Raw genomic sequence first — 14,542 nt, 5'->3', positions numbered from 1 at the left:
TGCTAACACTGTATCAACATCAGCTTAATAGGTCATCTTCGGCGAGCTGCAATAGATCATCATAGCGATCTATCTCACAGTCTTCATCAGTCTGAGGGACACCATGAAAAACAGCTACACCCATTCTAAACTCAACCCACTCCTGCAGCTCGCTTTCTTCTAGATAATGCTCAATTTTAGCGTTAATACGCGCCGCTAAAATCTCTGAGCCAGTGCTATTGGTATGGGGCAGTAGCGCAACTATACGCTTGTCACTATAACGAGCCGCTTGATCTGAGTTTCTAAGTACACCTTGTATCAATAACGCCACATCAGCCAACACATTAACATAAGCATCGACAGGGAGTTCAGGCAAATTCTCATGATGGGTGGCCAGATCAATCAATAAAATAGATAAATCTTGTTGGTATCGTTTGCTACGATTAAATTCACTACTTAACCAAGATTCCCAATAAGCCCGACTGCTAAGCCCTGTCACTTCATCGCGTAGGCTATTTTGTTCCAATTCAAGCTCAAGCTCATTACCTCTTACTTCGTGCCGAATAAGTGCCGATATATTCTTAAGACAAATCGCGACCCATTTAGGTGCCTCATTGCCACTTGCTGCATCAACCTCTAGCGAAAGCGGCAACGCCTGCACACTAAAATGCCGTTCGACCTCATAGTCATCAGTAATAATAAGGTGATCACTCAACCAATGAGGATCATCAACCCTAAAAATAGCCTCCGCTAGCCCTTGTAACTGTTGAGCAAACCGAGGCACAAAAACCTCCCCTAACAAGCCCGATGGCAACGCCTCATCTGAAATCAACCACTGATCTTTGGTCATGTTGTGAAAGGTTGTGTTGCTGTAACGAATAGTCAAGCTGTCGTCTAGCAACATCACACCATCTTGCCAACTGCCTACCAATTGGCTAAATAACACGTTTAAATTAGGCTCAGAGAACATATTCGACTTTAATTCCTTAAATGAATACACACGGGATAGATGCCTAAAAAGCATCTCCATATCCCGAGGATAGCTTACTTATTATTATGGGTAATAAAAAAGTGAATATTAGCACGCGGTTAGAACCAACCACAGAGTGAATGACAGGAATATAAGAATAAATATCAAGATTCAGCGCTATCAATCGCCTTTAATGATCGAAGAAACAAACCTAGCCCGCCAATAGATAAGACTAAAATCATTATCAAATCAAACGCAGACATTGATCTAAAATTAAATCGAATTGAGGCAATTACACCAAACACAAGCGCAACAATAGCGCCAATCGATAGCAACCAACCCATGACATTTTTAGAATTATAAAAAATAAGTCCCACACCAAACATGAAGGGGATCATAATCATCCCAGACGTTATCCCATAGTTACCGCCAAATGCCGAAAAACCATACATTCTTGCGCCAAACCCAAAGCTTGAGGTGACAGAGATTGAGTTAAGCAGCAGATAAAAACCACCACACATCATGATAAAACCAATAAAAAACTGACCTATCCCACCACTTGTACCGCCAGCACCCTTCATAACACCTCCACTCAGTTCTGTTAAAATACGAGCAACCTTAATATTACTGTAGCTCACTCTCAGCCACACCGACTTCTTTTAATATTTCTACCAAGTTCTCACGCTCAATCTTTGTTACATTTAGAACGAGCATAATTTGTAAAAAAAGGTCCGCACCCAAAATGCCTTTATTGATTTTATTTCTTAAGTTGTCAGCGCTTTGAAGCGTATCTAACCTCTCCAATCGATCGCTCAAGTCACTATATTTTATGCCTTTTTTTGCCATTTCGGACTTAATAACACGAGATGCTAACTCTCTCCAGCATGACGTGGCAGGCTTAATATTTGAGGACATAGGTATTTTCACTCAGTGTTTTTTTGTAAAATATACTTTACATTCAGTTTTTATTAATTACTATAATTCAAATTAAATTCTGTGCAAGTAATATTTAAATCGCGCTCGAAAGCCTTATGCGCTCAATTTTAATACAGGGGATGTACATGAGTTGGAACCTCAACACGCTAGAACAGCTACTGTCCGAAAATCAGGATATGGCGATTACTAAAGAAGATGGTTGTATTCGCATCACGAATGATGACGGAATTGATGCCTATTTAGCCGTTAGTGGCGAACAAATTATTGTAGAGTCGCTACTTTTTGCCAAGTCCCAAGTAATGGACACCGCATTACTTAATGAAGAAATACTTAAGACTCATCAGGTATTTCCACTAACCACGATGGGCATGACTCAAGTAGGCGGAGAAGATTATTACATGGCGTTTGGCGCCCTATCTTCCCAATCTAAAGAAGAAAGTATTTTGCTGGAAATTCAGATGCTTTTTCAAAATATCGAGGGTTTTCTCGATGCCTACCAAGACCACCTTAAATAAGGAGTAATTTTATGAGTGTTTGGAAAAAATTAGTCTCAGCAATAAAGGGTGGCGCAAACGAGGCCGCTGAAGCCGTCGCAGATAATCAAGCGTTGCGCATCTTAGATCAAGAAATTAGGGAAGCAAAAGAAGAGTTACGAAAGTCAGATCACTCTTTGACTCAAATAATGGCAAAAAGAAAGCTTGCTGAACAAAAGACGCAAAGCTTAAGCGCCTCTGTTACCGAGTATGAAGGCCATGCCAGAAAAGCAGCAGGCACCGATCAACAACTTGCACTAGATTGCGCACAGAAGGTCGTAGAGCTTCAAGCGCAATTAGACACTGAGCAAAAATTTGTAGACCAATTTAATCAGACCGAGCAAAACCTAAGACGCAGCATCAGCCAAGCGAAAAGCAATTTGCGACGCATGGAGCAGCAAGTGGATATGGTAAAAGCAACGGAGTCGGTTCAAAAGGCTCAAGTGGCTGTTTCGTCACGGCACCTAGGTGCTAACAGCAAAATGAAAACTGCAGCAGAGTCGCTACAAAGAATTCAGGAAAAACAAACTCAGCGCGCAGCTGAGCTTCAATCGGCTGAAGAACTGGCTTCTGAAGAAAGCGGGAGCGACCTTGATGCGCGTTTAAAAGCAGCAGGCGTCGCAGGCTCAGCAACTAGCGCAGATGATGCTCTAGCGCGTATTCTTGCAGGTAAATAATAACCGAATCCATGTTTATTCTTACTAAACTTAGAGCGGTTATTTTTACACACTTTTTGGAACTGAAATGGCAAGGTCTTGCCCTTTCAGTTTTCTTTTATGTGTGTATATCATATTTACTGCTACATCTTGCGGGCGAGGATGCACTTACATCCTTCCCTGACTTCCCATACTGGTTAATTATTACCGCCTCCACTGTAGGTTATGGTGACCTTTCTCCTTCTACCACGCTAGGAAAGTTAACCGTCAGTATTTTTGTTGTTCCTTTCGGGCTCAGCCTCTTCGCATTATTTATTGGGCGAGTCGCGGCTTATGCATCATTTCAGTGGAGAAAAGGAGTAAAAGGCTTGAAGAATCTAGATTACTCAAATCACATTCTAGTTATAGGTTGGAATGAAAAAAGAACCATTCATTTAATAAAACTTTTGCTGCGAGAGCAATCTGGCGCAGAAGAGGAACGAAAAATAGCCTTGTGCACAAAGGCCGACATAGAAAACCCGCTGCCGAATGATATCGGTTTTGTTAAAGTTGAAAGCTATAGCGATAACGAGCACATGCAGCGCGCAGGCATCGATAGCGCCTCATCAATTATTATTGATACCCCTGAAGACGATATCACCATGACAACCGCATTGTTCTGCAACAGCAGAAACCCTAATGCACACATGATCGCCTACTTCCAAGATGACCATTTGAGTCAACTGCTCAAAGTACACTGCCCCAATATTGAGTGCGCGCCATCTGTTGACGTAGAGTTAATAGTAAAGGCTGCTATGTACCCCGGTTCTAGCGAACTGCATCACGATCTTCTTAATGTAGAAGACGGTATGACTCAATACGCCATAACCTACCCTAAAAGCAGTCAAAGTGTGTCCATACGTGATATTTTCATTGCCTTTAAAGAAAAACATGATGCAACCATTATCGCGATCGCGGAAACAGGTTCAAAGCCAGAGTTAAACCCAAGCTTTAATAAAACCCTCCACGGTGGCGCCACCATCTACTACATTGCAGACGAACGAATCGACGGCCTTGATTGGAACGCACTTTATGTTTAAAAAATTCTTTAAAAAAGAAACCGTCACGACCCCCAGCATACCCGAAATAATGGGGTTAAGAATCGGCGGCGCATTTGAGTTAGACCCACTTAAACTAAGACTTATTGAACCTCATTTAATTATTGAGGGCGCAGCTAAAACACAACTTATTCAAGCTGTTGGAGTTGTAAAACCTGACAATAATAGTACCATTCTGCGTTTTTATACCGACGACGATAGTTTTGTTCAGGTAATACTTAACGGTGGCATGACTGAAAACCATATTGAAGATGTTAAATTATGGTATTTTTATGAAACAAAATCAGTCAGCTCAGAACAAGACTGGAACAACCTGTTAAGTAAAAAAATTAGTCAACCGACCTACTTATTAGAAGATCATACCTTTGAAAGAGTATGGGAAGACATAGGAAGCCAGTCTCCTCCGGTTGCAGTAACAGAAACAACATATACCGAAGAACATACTGAGAGTGAAACAGACCAGTTTATGATGCTGTATGAACGCGGTATCAATGACGACTTATGTGAGTATCTCATGGTGTCAGGTGAGGAAAAAATAATCGACAATCAATTCGACCGATGCTTAGTTATTTCTACGGGTTTTGATCTTAGGCCTGCAGATATAACTATTATCGGCTAACGATGCTAACAACAACCTTATTTATTAATTTCAATCAGCACAATTAAAGGAACCATTACATGGACGCAATTACACAATCATTATTAGGGCTTGGAAACTTCGCACTCTACTTTGCCTCTTCGCTCTTTTTACTCCTTATTTTTAAGTTTCTGTACACACTTATCACACCGCATGATGAATGGAAGCTCGTTAAAGAAGATAAAAGTAGCGCAGCCGCAATCGGGCTTATTGGCGCAGTGATTGGTTTTTCGATTGCTTTAGGTGGCGCCGCATCAAACTCAGTGTCCCTACTAGATTTTTGGATTTGGGCTGCGGTTGCACTGATTGCTCAAGTAATAGCATTTGCTATTGTTCGGTTCGTTTTTGTTCCTAAAATAGTCCAGCGCATCAATGATGACGAAGTGTCTGCAGGCATCGTTCTTGGCGGCTTCTCCGTTGCGGTAGGTATCCTTAATGCAGCGTGCATGACTTACTAGGGAGAGATATCATGAAAAGGACTAAAAGCATCAATCTGGACAGAATGAGAAAGGTATCTCGTCAGCTCCATTTGGCTCCCCTTGGGGTCGCGTTTGCCAGCATGACGCTTGCTGGATGCTCCGATAGCCGTAAAGCAGTGGTCTATACTAACGTTGATCAATGCACGGCTGAAAATCCAGAACTAGAGCAAGAGTGCCGAGCCGCTTACGAAGACGCACTGGCTAAAGCAGAAAAAACAGCCCCTAAATATCGAAGCATGAGGGATTGTGAGTCTGATTTTGGCTCTCACACCTGCGTAAACAACCAAACCTCTCAATCAAGCAGCATTTTTATGCCTGCAATGGCAGGTTTTATGTTTGCCAGAGCGCTTGACCATAACAGATATGATAACAACCCCGTTTTCACCTCCAATGCTTACCGATCGCCGCTTTATGGTCATTGGGTATCATCAGACGGTTACCGTTATGGGTCAAACCGATCCAGAAAGGTCGAAGTGGGTAGTGATGCCTTCAAACCTAAGCCAAAAGTTACACGCACTATGTCAAGAGGTGGCTTTGGCTCAACGGTGGCAGCTAAGTCTTCATGGGGCGGTTCAAAGTCTCGAGGTGGCTGGGGCGGCTAAACATTATGATAAGGATGCCAATAAAAGAGCGCCCAGACTGGCGCGAAAAAGCCAAGGATTTCGGCTTCAAGTTTCATACCATGTATGGAAAAGCGTACTGGGACGAAACCGCCTACTATCAGTTTTCACTAGAGCAAATTGAAAAAGGGATCGAAGATCCTACGGCAGAAATCCACCAGATGTGTCTGGCTGTCGTCGATAAAGTCGTTAACGATGCCGAACTACTCGCGAAATTTAAGATACCAGAAGCCTTTTGGGACGCCATTAATACATCATGGGTTAATGGCGACCCTAGCCTCTATTCACGACTCGACTTTGCTTATGACGGCAAAACCGACGCAAAGCTCTACGAAAACAATGCTGATACCCCTACCAGCATTTACGAATCAGGCTTTTGGCAATGGCTCTGGTTAGAAGAAAGCGTGCAAACGGGTAAAATAAACAGAGGGGCTGATCAGTTTAATTCATTGCAAGAAAAACTGATTAACCAGTTCAGTCAAATTTACGCCAAAACCAATCACCCCTACCTTTATTTCGGCTGCTGCAAAGACACCGAAGAAGATAGAGGTACGGTTCAGTATTTAGAAGATTGCGCCAATGAAGCCGGTATCCCTACTAAGTTCATCTATATCGAAGATATCGGGCATGGCGAAGGGGATCTATTCACAGACCTAGATAACCAAGCGATTGAGCTCATGTTTAAACTCTACCCTTGGGAGTTTATGCAGCGAGAAGAGTATGCAGGCTTAATCAACAAAAACTCGACGCAATGGATAGAACCAATTTGGAAGTCGGTGCTATCCAACAAGGCATTACTGCCCATGCTTTGGAAGATGTTCCCCAATCACCCTAACCTGCTGCCCGCATTTTTTGAAGACGAGCTGGATAACTCGGTAGCCTTTGATATCGTAAAAAAACCCATCTTCTCTAGGGAAGGGTCAAATGTATCGATTATAAAAAACGGCCAACCTATCTTAGATACTATGGGGCCATATGGCGAAGAAGGATTTATATATCAAGCCTACCACCCACTTCCCAAGTTTGGAGACAACTACACACTGATTGGTTCGTGGCTCGTCAACGATCAGCCGGCAGGCATATCGGTGCGCGAGGATGCATCGGTAGTCACCCAAGATTTATCACGCTACCTCCCACATATTATTCTTAACTAACTGCCAACAATGCTGGGTTTGCTCCATTAACGATACTATTGAAAACGGCCAATACGCCATTAACAATAAGGTCAATTTTTATCGTGATTGCTATCGGTCAGATAATCGTGATCTGTCCGTATGGAATACAGATAAACTAGGCTCTGACTGTCACTGGTTATCTGAAGAAGAGCTCATAGCACGTCAAACGTTTCACCGTGCGCCCGTAGCTTACAAAGCGGGCGAACACTTATTGAAACGACAAGCGCTTTACCTTCGAGAAAAAGCGCTTGTATATGGACTTTTTTTTGTCAAAGGACGCATTGCAGGGTCGTTTGGCTCGAATAAACAGCGCACTATCTGCAGTCCACTACTTATTTATCCCACTAGAATCGAAATCGAAAACAACACGACCTTTGTTTACCTAACCAATGATACTCCCCAGCTTAATACTCGCTTATTATTAGAGCTAGTAGGCGACGAAAATCGAGAGGAGGCGCTTTCAAACGTCCCCAAAATAGATGGAGCGCTAACAGATACTCACATATCAAACCTAGTTAGCTGGATTCAGCAATACACCGACATAAAAGATGCCCTTTACCTACTCCGATACCCTGAACTTACCACTCAGTTAGATAAGGTCTCGCCAAAAGGACTCAAAGTCACTTCATCGGCCGCTGTAATGTTAGTTGATCGCCCGAAGAGTTCGAGCGGAATCATACATGAGCTCAAAAGCATCGCACAGTCAGGTTCTGTGTCAGCTCCTATCTTTAAGTTGTTATCTAACCAAGAAGTCGCGCCAAACGTTTCGGCACCACCCAACTTTGAGGCCGTGCCTGGACTATTAAGTAAAGCCCAAAAAACAGCTATCAAGATCGCTTCATCAGAAACACTTGGGCTAATTTCAGGACCACCTGGCACAGGCAAGAGCTACACCATTGCAGCAACCGTTGCTGATAGAGTCACCCAAAATGAATCCGTTCTGATTGTTTGTGAAACCGAACAAGCCATTGATGTCATTGAGCAAAAACTAGACGAGCATTTTTTTCTCACCGGCTGCCATATACGGACTGGTGACAAAGCCGTACTCAAAGAACTGAAGAGCCAAGTCGCTAGTTGGCTTAATTTCGGCATCAAAGCCATTGACGATGATGCGCTCAAACATTCGTTATCGCAACTGCGCCAAACACAGCAACGAACCAAGAGTCTTGAGAAGCAATTCATTAAGTGCAACAAACGCTCAATGCTATTTGGACGTTTTATCAAACAAGCCCAACAGCCAAGGGCGTCTTTGCTTTCGCGATTGATCTATCGTTATATAAAATACAGACTCCCTAAACTTAAAACACAGTGGTCTATTATTGACGAGCTTCAACAATCCTTGTCTGAACGAGAGCAACAAGCCGCCCACCATATTAAGCTAACAACCCAAGCACGCATTGAGCACTTACTGAATCATCATCGCTCCGAACTGGTTAAGTTTAATCAAGCCATTCGAGCACGATCATCTGGCAAACAAGCAGATATTTTTAACTCGATCGACCCTCAACACTTACTCCAAGCGTTTCCGGTGTGGTTAGTCACAGCAGATACCTTGCATCGAACGCTGCCGTTAAAAAAAGAACTGTTTGATGTTGTACTGATTGATGAAGCCACTCAATGCAATATTGCCGCTGCCCTGCCCGCGTTATATCGCGCTAAACGCGCTCTTATCGTCGGAGACGCTAAACAACTTAAACATGTATCGTTTTTATCTAAAGAAAAAGAGCGTGAATTATTACAAAAAAACCACATCGATGAAGAAGCCTTAAATAAGCTCAGTTATCGAGATAACAGTATCCTCCACCTTGCTTCAGATGCGATAACGACTCAAAAAAGCGTCACCATGCTAGATGAACATTTTAGAAGCAAGCAAGACATCATCGCCTTCAGCAACCATCATTTTTATGACAGCCGACTGAAAATCATGCAGCATAGACCAAACCAAGATGCTTTAGGCAATGTATACCTCCACCGCACCTCGGGCACACGGTGTAAAAAAGGCACCAACACGGTTGAGATTGAACGAATCTCTGCATTATTAGAAGATACGATTAATCGGTTCAAAAATAAGTCCCACCCACCCTCTATTGGCATTATCTCACCGTTTAGACATCAAGCAGAAGCCATCGCAAAACAGCTAAACCGTAACTTCACCCACGACACCATCAGCAGGCATAACATAAGAGCCGCAACCCCATATGGTTTTCAGGGTGAAGAACGCGACATCATGTTGCTCTCATTTGCTATCGATAACGACTCACAAAGGGCTGCAGTGTATTTAAGAAAAGAAGACATGTTTAATGTCGCTATCACTCGGGCTAGACAAGCACAGCATGTATTTTTTTCATTCGACCCCAAATTATTGCCGAATGACCATTTGTTAAAGCAATTTATTGAGTACTACACAAACGTTGCTTCCCAGCATATCGGTCACGATGACACCCTCGATTCGTTCCAAACTCAAGTGTGTAAGACCCTTAACGAAAGAGGGGTTCAAACATGGAAGAGCTATCCCATTGCAGGGAGAAAAGTAGACATTCTTTGTCATGCTAACGATAAACGACTCGCCATTGACCTCATTGGTTTTCCGGGCCCCTGGCAAGATTATTTTGAGCTTGAGACTTACAAGTTATTTAATCGAGCCAATTTAAGTATTTTCCCGTTATCTTATGGCCTATGGGTCGAACAGCAAGAGCGTTGTCTAGATGAAATTATCAAACGACTAAGCTAGAGAGCGCTTAACGCCTGACTTAATGTTCATTGCATTTTATCTACAATCGAATCAACCGTTTGCGGCCCAAACAGCACATGTTTAATGTTACTGTCTGGATCAATCAAGACGGTCGCAGGCAAGACACTTGGCCGTTTTATATCTAGGTTTTCAGCCGGGTCATGGGCTATCATTGCGTATTGTATCCCCAGTGTTTCTGCCTGGTGTATCAACGCATCACCTTGAATACCATCAAAATTCACCCCCAAAACAACCGTATCTTCGCGTTCATTCAACTTATTTAATTGAGGTATCTCTTCAACGCAGGGTTTACACCAAACAGCCCAGTAGTTAACCACCAGCCAACGCCCTTGAAAGTCGCTCATCGGTTTTATTTCCCCATTGGTGAGGGTGAACTCAGTCTGTCCACACCCCGCCGTACTCAAAACAGTCGCTAACGCGATAAATAACCACAAAACGTTTAATTTTCGTAACATTACGTCCCCACATAGACATAAGATTGTGAACCACTAATGATACGCTAAACGAAATCTTATAGAATAGCCTCATTCGATTTTGCATATAGGACTTATCATGACCACTCAAGCGACCATTTATCACAATCCAAGATGCTCAAAGTCACGCCAAACACTTGCCCTACTTGAAGAGAAAAGTGTAACGCCAGAGGTGGTGCTTTATCTAGAAACACCCCCTTCTGCTGATCAGATAAGAGACATCTTAACAAAATTGGCGATAAAACCTCGCCAACTAATGCGTACAAAAGAAGCCCTTTATAAAGAAAACAATTTAGCGGATGACGCGCTGACCGACGCGCAACTGATTGATGCAATGGTCACGTTCCCTAAACTCATCGAGCGCCCTATTGTGTTAGCTAATGGCAAAGCTGCGTTGGGCCGTCCACCAGAAGATGTATTAACTATCTTATAGCATCAGCAGTCCCCCTTCACAAACACTCGGAATTCATTATGACCACAGAACAGCCTTATGTGCTTGTACTGTATTACAGCCGACATGGCGCAACGAAAGAGATGGCGATGCAAATCGCACGGGGTGTAGAAAAGGTCAACGGCATTCGTTCACTTATTCGCACCGTACCGGCTATCTCTGCCACTTGCGAAGCAACCGAAAGCGACATTCCCACTGAAGGCGCACTCTACTGCACCAGTGAAGAATTAAAAAATTGTGCAGGCTTATTACTCGGCAGCCCTACCCGGTTTGGAAATATGGCGGCTCCGTTAAAATACTTTTTAGATGGAACGTCAGATATTTGGTTAAGTGGCGCCTTAAACGACAAACCCGCTGGAGTGTTTACCTCTACGGGCAGTTTACATGGAGGGCAAGAATCAACGCTGCTAACGATGATGCTACCGCTATTACATCAAGGGATGGTTATTTCAGGTATTCCCTACTCGGTCGGCGAACTCAATACCACAGCAGAAGGCGGCACCCCCTACGGCGCAAGTCACTGGGCTCATGACGCACAAAAAAACACACTCTCAGCTACTGAACAAACACTGTGCCAAAAACAAGGCCAGCGCGTGGCTGAACTTGCATTAAAATTAAATCGTTAAACCACTGAGATAGACCACCATGACATTGAACCAAAAAGTAAAGTACTCCCAAATAACCGCATTATTATCCTACTTGTTATTGCTGGTTTTATTGGTGGTTTCTACCCTGATTACAACGCTGCCACCCGAAGCCTCTCGAGGGCTGATGCTCGCAGTCAAAATAGTCCCTTTGATTATCTTTTTGCCGGGCTTGCTAAAGGGTCATCTTCGTGCCCATATTTGGCTCTGCTTTGTTGTACTCTTCTATTTTACCCGTTCAGTCGTTGCAGCCTATTTAACCGAAGGTGACTTATTAGAAAGCGCCATTACGGCAACAACCGTCTTGCTATTTATCGCCTCTATGATGAATGTGTTTTGGCAAAAACGAACCGGTGTGCCCCTTTAAAGCAACAAACGAGAAGGAAATCAGCATAAAGATAAACAGCCGTTATACTTAGAGTAATACACGCGATCTCTCTGATTGCAGCGGCTATTTTTCAGGTTAACTTGAACGGACATTCATATCCAAATGAATAATGCAGTTTCGAAAAAAATTAAACAGACATTAGCGCTCTCCGATATTGTTAACCAATTGTTAGCTGATGGCATTATTAATCAAGAAGATTCTGACCAGCTCGTTAACCAATCAAAATCAAGACAAGCGTTATCACTGCATCCGTTAGAAATTATTGCAGGGGCTAATCTAAAAAACCGTCTCTGTGATGAAAACCTCACCTTAGACAACCTGAGCCAATGGTTAGCCGACTGGGCTGATCAGCCACTTTTCCATATTGACCCTCTCAAGGTCGACGCCAGTAAAAGTGCAAATGCCATGTCTTTCGCATTTGCACAACGTCACGGCATACTCGCTGTCGAAACGTCACCAACACAAGTGGTGGTTGCCAGTGCTCAGCCGTTTGTCGATGACTGGGTTGAAAATTTACAACACGTATTAAGAAAAAGCATTAAGCACGTGGTTGTAAACCCTGCCGACTTAAAACGTTTTACCATTGAGTTTTATCAGCTTGCCAACTCTGTTAACAAAGCCTCTGGTCAGTCTCAAAGCAGTATTCAAAACTTTGAACAAATGCTACAGCTCGGTAGCGATGCTAATCCAGACGCCAACGACCAGCATATTGTTAATATAGTAGACTGGTTGCTGCAATATGCATTTGAACAACGCGCTAGCGACATTCATATCGAACCACGCCGAGAAATTGTGCAGGTCAGATTTCGTATAGATGGCGTATTGCACAATGTTTACGAACTACCCGCTCAAGTGGGGATCGCGGTCATTAGCCGCCTTAAAATTCTAGGTCGCCTGAACGTTGCCGAAAAGAGAAAACCACAAGATGGCCGCATTAAAACCAAAGGTGAAAACGACAAAGAAATAGAACTTCGTCTTTCAACATTGCCAACAGCCTTTGGCGAAAAAATGGTCATGAGAATTTTTGACCCTGATGTATTATTAAGGTCCTTTCCTGACTTAGGGTTTTCAGCTGAAGACAGCCGTCGTTGGGAACGCATGGCAAAGCAACCAAACGGCATTATTTTGGTGACAGGCCCCACAGGGTCAGGCAAAACCACAACGCTCTATTCAACCTTACGCCAACTGGCCACCACCGAAGTCAATGTCTGTACCATTGAAGACCCTATTGAAATGGTCGAGCCTCTGTTTAATCAGATGCAAGTTCAATCTAATATTGACCTCTCATTTTCGAGTGGCATCAAAGCACTCATGCGACAAGACCCCGATATTATTATGATCGGTGAGATTCGTGATTTAGAAACCGCAGAAATGGCAACCCAAGCCGCGCTCACTGGGCACTTAGTACTATCAACCTTACACACCAATGACGCCCCCAGCACGATTACTCGATTAATAGAACTCGGGGTTCCCTCGTATATTATTAAAGCCACCGTACTCGGGGTAATGGCACAGCGGTTGGTCAGAACCCTTTGTTCTAAATGCAAAGCGCCTCACCCTATTGATGAAGACGCATGGAAGAGCATTACAACGCCATGGCGAGCCCCATTACCGTCAAATACGTGTAGACCAGTCGGCTGCCTTGAATGCCGCGATACCGGCTATAAAGGCCGTGCAGGAGTCTATGAGATCATGCCTATCAGCAATACAATGAAGCCGCTTATATCCGATAACTGTGATCTTGAAGCATTAAGAAAGCAGGCCATAAAAGAGGGTATGCACAGCCTCAGACTCAGCGGCGCAAATAAAGTCGGTGCAGGCTTAACCACCATAGAAGAAGTGTTACGTGTGACACCTCAAAGTATGAGGCAATAGAATTTTCTACTGAGTAACAATTTTATATTTCTGTGTTGAGTGACTATTTGATAGAATAGGCGCTCAGCCCTCTTAACGGATTAAGAGGTGGTTATTATTGAGCGAAGGATTCGCAGCATGTCACACCATTTTTTAGCTATATCCCCTTTTTTAAATTCAGTTTTCGCGCTTAACACGCCGGTCAAAAATATGGTTTTGGCGCTTGTTATTCCATCGGTACTGGCCAGCCTAACCGCATGTACTAGCAACGTACGATTTGACGATGCTGAGTATCGGGCTGTTGGGCTAACTCAACCGCAAAATGGCAAGATATCAAACCCGCCAGCAACTCATTATGATTCACCTGAGCAACTGCAGTATGACGCCGATGGCTATAATGAGATATCAGGCAATATTAACCGGCTGTCCCGCCGTTACGGTCACGATTTAACCATCAGAAAAATCATTCAAACCATTCGTATACACTGCACCGCTCAACCCCTTACCTCAGCCAAACAAGCAAACGCAGAACCACTTCAATTCTGTCATTATCAGTTCCCCAAGACTTGTGGTTCTCACCGTTTTTCACTGATAGAAAACACTGACAATACCGCATTGGTCTATCATGACCGAGTCACTCAGAGAAATATCCTAGATCAGATTCGAGATAACGAGTACGCACAACCAGGCTTATGGGATTTTGCAGACCAAGTCAGCGTCAGCTCCCCATATCCTGAGCAGCAACTGTACTATCAGTTTTCAGGACAAACCTCTCAGGCTTGGGTAGTGGGCATTAATGATAAAGATCGCGAGCAATTTGGAACGCTCTATGCGAAAGCAGTGAACGAAACATTGGCTTGTTTTTAGAGGGTTGAAACACAAAGGAAAAGAGGGGAAA

17 protein-coding genes are annotated in these 14,542 nt (G+C 43.5%); 13 read left to right on the top strand and 4 right to left on the bottom strand.

Annotation, left to right across the window (positions count from 1 at the left end; genetic code table 11):
* Positions 1 to 19 precede the first annotated feature (19 nt).
* The 3 genes from NKI27_RS06280 to NKI27_RS06270 form a co-directional block, all read right to left on the bottom strand.
* Positions 20 to 1,003: a GGDEF domain-containing protein gene (locus NKI27_RS06280; RefSeq protein ID WP_265048829.1), complete on the bottom strand. Its 984-nt coding sequence runs from the start codon at positions 1,001 to 1,003 to the stop codon at positions 20 to 22.
* A gap of 110 nt (positions 1,004 to 1,113) precedes the next feature.
* Entirely contained in the window at positions 1,114 to 1,530 is a 417-nt protein-coding gene (locus tag NKI27_RS06275; RefSeq protein ID WP_265049476.1) for a hypothetical protein, read from the bottom strand.
* A gap of 43 nt (positions 1,531 to 1,573) precedes the next feature.
* Positions 1,574 to 1,864 (bottom strand): DUF6471 domain-containing protein, encoded by a 291-nt coding sequence (locus tag NKI27_RS06270; protein WP_265048828.1) that lies wholly within the window; start codon positions 1,862 to 1,864, stop codon positions 1,574 to 1,576.
* Between the two features lie 146 nt (positions 1,865 to 2,010).
* On the opposite strand from NKI27_RS06270, the gene NKI27_RS06265 reads away from it, so the two are divergent.
* The 8 genes from NKI27_RS06265 to NKI27_RS06230 all read left to right on the top strand — a co-directional run bounded on the left by NKI27_RS06265 (position 2,011) and on the right by NKI27_RS06230 (position 9,813).
* Complete coding sequence (locus NKI27_RS06265; RefSeq protein WP_265048827.1) at positions 2,011 to 2,400, top strand: YjfI family protein; 390 nt, start codon at positions 2,011 to 2,013, stop codon at positions 2,398 to 2,400.
* 11 nt (positions 2,401 to 2,411) lie between these two features.
* Entirely contained in the window at positions 2,412 to 3,095 is a 684-nt protein-coding gene (locus NKI27_RS06260; RefSeq protein ID WP_265048826.1) for a PspA/IM30 family protein, read from the top strand.
* Positions 3,096 to 3,106: 11 nt separating this feature from the next.
* Positions 3,107 to 4,153, top strand: a complete 1,047-nt coding sequence (locus NKI27_RS06255) for a potassium channel family protein (RefSeq protein WP_265048825.1) — start codon at positions 3,107 to 3,109, stop codon at positions 4,151 to 4,153.
* A complete protein-coding gene (locus tag NKI27_RS06250) occupies positions 4,146 to 4,790 on the top strand; it encodes a YjfK family protein (protein ID WP_265048824.1) in 645 nt (214 codons plus the stop codon). The genes NKI27_RS06255 and NKI27_RS06250 overlap by 8 nt, the downstream gene beginning before the upstream one ends.
* Before the next feature lie 59 nt (positions 4,791 to 4,849).
* Entirely contained in the window at positions 4,850 to 5,266 is a 417-nt protein-coding gene (locus NKI27_RS06245; protein WP_265048823.1) for a DUF350 domain-containing protein, read from the top strand.
* A gap of 11 nt (positions 5,267 to 5,277) precedes the next feature.
* Positions 5,278 to 5,889: a DUF1190 family protein gene (locus NKI27_RS06240; RefSeq protein WP_265048822.1), complete on the top strand. Its 612-nt coding sequence runs from the start codon at positions 5,278 to 5,280 to the stop codon at positions 5,887 to 5,889.
* 5 nt (positions 5,890 to 5,894) lie between these two features.
* Positions 5,895 to 7,061: a glutathionylspermidine synthase family protein gene (locus NKI27_RS06235; protein WP_265048821.1), complete on the top strand. Its 1,167-nt coding sequence runs from the start codon at positions 5,895 to 5,897 to the stop codon at positions 7,059 to 7,061.
* 232 nt (positions 7,062 to 7,293) lie between these two features.
* The gene (locus tag NKI27_RS06230; protein ID WP_265048820.1) at positions 7,294 to 9,813 is read left to right on the top strand and encodes a DEAD/DEAH box helicase; all 2,520 of its coding nucleotides are present in this window, start codon (positions 7,294 to 7,296) and stop codon (positions 9,811 to 9,813) included.
* Between the two features lie 26 nt (positions 9,814 to 9,839).
* Here NKI27_RS06230 and NKI27_RS06225 read toward each other — a convergent pair whose 3' ends face one another.
* The gene (locus NKI27_RS06225) at positions 9,840 to 10,289 is read right to left on the bottom strand and encodes a TlpA family protein disulfide reductase (protein WP_265048819.1); all 450 of its coding nucleotides are present in this window, start codon (positions 10,287 to 10,289) and stop codon (positions 9,840 to 9,842) included.
* A gap of 97 nt (positions 10,290 to 10,386) precedes the next feature.
* Between NKI27_RS06225 and arsC the strand changes: the two genes are divergently transcribed.
* The 5 genes from arsC to NKI27_RS06200 all read left to right on the top strand — a co-directional run bounded on the left by arsC (position 10,387) and on the right by NKI27_RS06200 (position 14,511).
* Positions 10,387 to 10,740, top strand: a complete 354-nt coding sequence (gene arsC, locus NKI27_RS06220) for an arsenate reductase (glutaredoxin) (RefSeq protein ID WP_265048818.1) — start codon at positions 10,387 to 10,389, stop codon at positions 10,738 to 10,740.
* A gap of 38 nt (positions 10,741 to 10,778) precedes the next feature.
* Positions 10,779 to 11,384, top strand: a complete 606-nt coding sequence (wrbA, locus tag NKI27_RS06215; protein ID WP_265048817.1) for an NAD(P)H:quinone oxidoreductase — start codon at positions 10,779 to 10,781, stop codon at positions 11,382 to 11,384.
* A 19-nt stretch (positions 11,385 to 11,403) separates the two neighbouring features.
* Complete coding sequence (locus NKI27_RS06210; protein WP_265048816.1) at positions 11,404 to 11,769, top strand: DUF2069 domain-containing protein; 366 nt, start codon at positions 11,404 to 11,406, stop codon at positions 11,767 to 11,769.
* Positions 11,770 to 11,892: 123 nt separating this feature from the next.
* Complete coding sequence (locus tag NKI27_RS06205; RefSeq protein ID WP_265048815.1) at positions 11,893 to 13,665, top strand: GspE/PulE family protein; 1,773 nt, start codon at positions 11,893 to 11,895, stop codon at positions 13,663 to 13,665.
* A 117-nt stretch (positions 13,666 to 13,782) separates the two neighbouring features.
* Complete coding sequence (locus tag NKI27_RS06200; protein ID WP_265048814.1) at positions 13,783 to 14,511, top strand: hypothetical protein; 729 nt, start codon at positions 13,783 to 13,785, stop codon at positions 14,509 to 14,511.
* The last annotated feature ends 31 nt before the right edge of the window (positions 14,512 to 14,542 follow it).

The organism is Alkalimarinus alittae, from assembly GCF_026016465.1.
Taxonomy (GTDB): domain Bacteria; phylum Pseudomonadota; class Gammaproteobacteria; order Pseudomonadales; family Oleiphilaceae; genus Alkalimarinus; species Alkalimarinus alittae.
This window is presented reverse-complemented; position numbering and strand designations above follow the sequence as displayed.

Bases quoted from the DNA above. Each gene is read 5' to 3' on its own strand.
- NKI27_RS06280 (WP_265048829.1), bottom strand. From the start codon at position 1,003: ATGCTTTTTAGGCATCTATCCCGTGTGTATTCATTTAAGGAATTAAAG.
- NKI27_RS06275 (WP_265049476.1), bottom strand. From the start codon at position 1,530: ATGAAGGGTGCTGGCGGTACAAGTGGTGGGATAGGTCAGTTTTTTATT.
- NKI27_RS06270 (WP_265048828.1), bottom strand. From the start codon at position 1,864: ATGTCCTCAAATATTAAGCCTGCCACGTCATGCTGGAGAGAGTTAGCA.
- NKI27_RS06265 (WP_265048827.1), top strand. From the start codon at position 2,011: ATGAGTTGGAACCTCAACACGCTAGAACAGCTACTGTCCGAAAATCAG.
- NKI27_RS06260 (WP_265048826.1), top strand. From the start codon at position 2,412: ATGAGTGTTTGGAAAAAATTAGTCTCAGCAATAAAGGGTGGCGCAAAC.
- NKI27_RS06255 (WP_265048825.1), top strand. From the start codon at position 3,107: ATGTTTATTCTTACTAAACTTAGAGCGGTTATTTTTACACACTTTTTG.
- NKI27_RS06250 (WP_265048824.1), top strand. From the start codon at position 4,146: ATGTTTAAAAAATTCTTTAAAAAAGAAACCGTCACGACCCCCAGCATA.
- NKI27_RS06245 (WP_265048823.1), top strand. From the start codon at position 4,850: ATGGACGCAATTACACAATCATTATTAGGGCTTGGAAACTTCGCACTC.
- NKI27_RS06240 (WP_265048822.1), top strand. From the start codon at position 5,278: ATGAAAAGGACTAAAAGCATCAATCTGGACAGAATGAGAAAGGTATCT.
- NKI27_RS06235 (WP_265048821.1), top strand. From the start codon at position 5,895: ATGATAAGGATGCCAATAAAAGAGCGCCCAGACTGGCGCGAAAAAGCC.
- NKI27_RS06225 (WP_265048819.1), bottom strand. From the start codon at position 10,289: ATGTTACGAAAATTAAACGTTTTGTGGTTATTTATCGCGTTAGCGACT.
- arsC (WP_265048818.1), top strand. From the start codon at position 10,387: ATGACCACTCAAGCGACCATTTATCACAATCCAAGATGCTCAAAGTCA.
- wrbA (WP_265048817.1), top strand. From the start codon at position 10,779: ATGACCACAGAACAGCCTTATGTGCTTGTACTGTATTACAGCCGACAT.
- NKI27_RS06210 (WP_265048816.1), top strand. From the start codon at position 11,404: ATGACATTGAACCAAAAAGTAAAGTACTCCCAAATAACCGCATTATTA.
- NKI27_RS06205 (WP_265048815.1), top strand. From the start codon at position 11,893: ATGAATAATGCAGTTTCGAAAAAAATTAAACAGACATTAGCGCTCTCC.
- NKI27_RS06200 (WP_265048814.1), top strand. From the start codon at position 13,783: ATGTCACACCATTTTTTAGCTATATCCCCTTTTTTAAATTCAGTTTTC.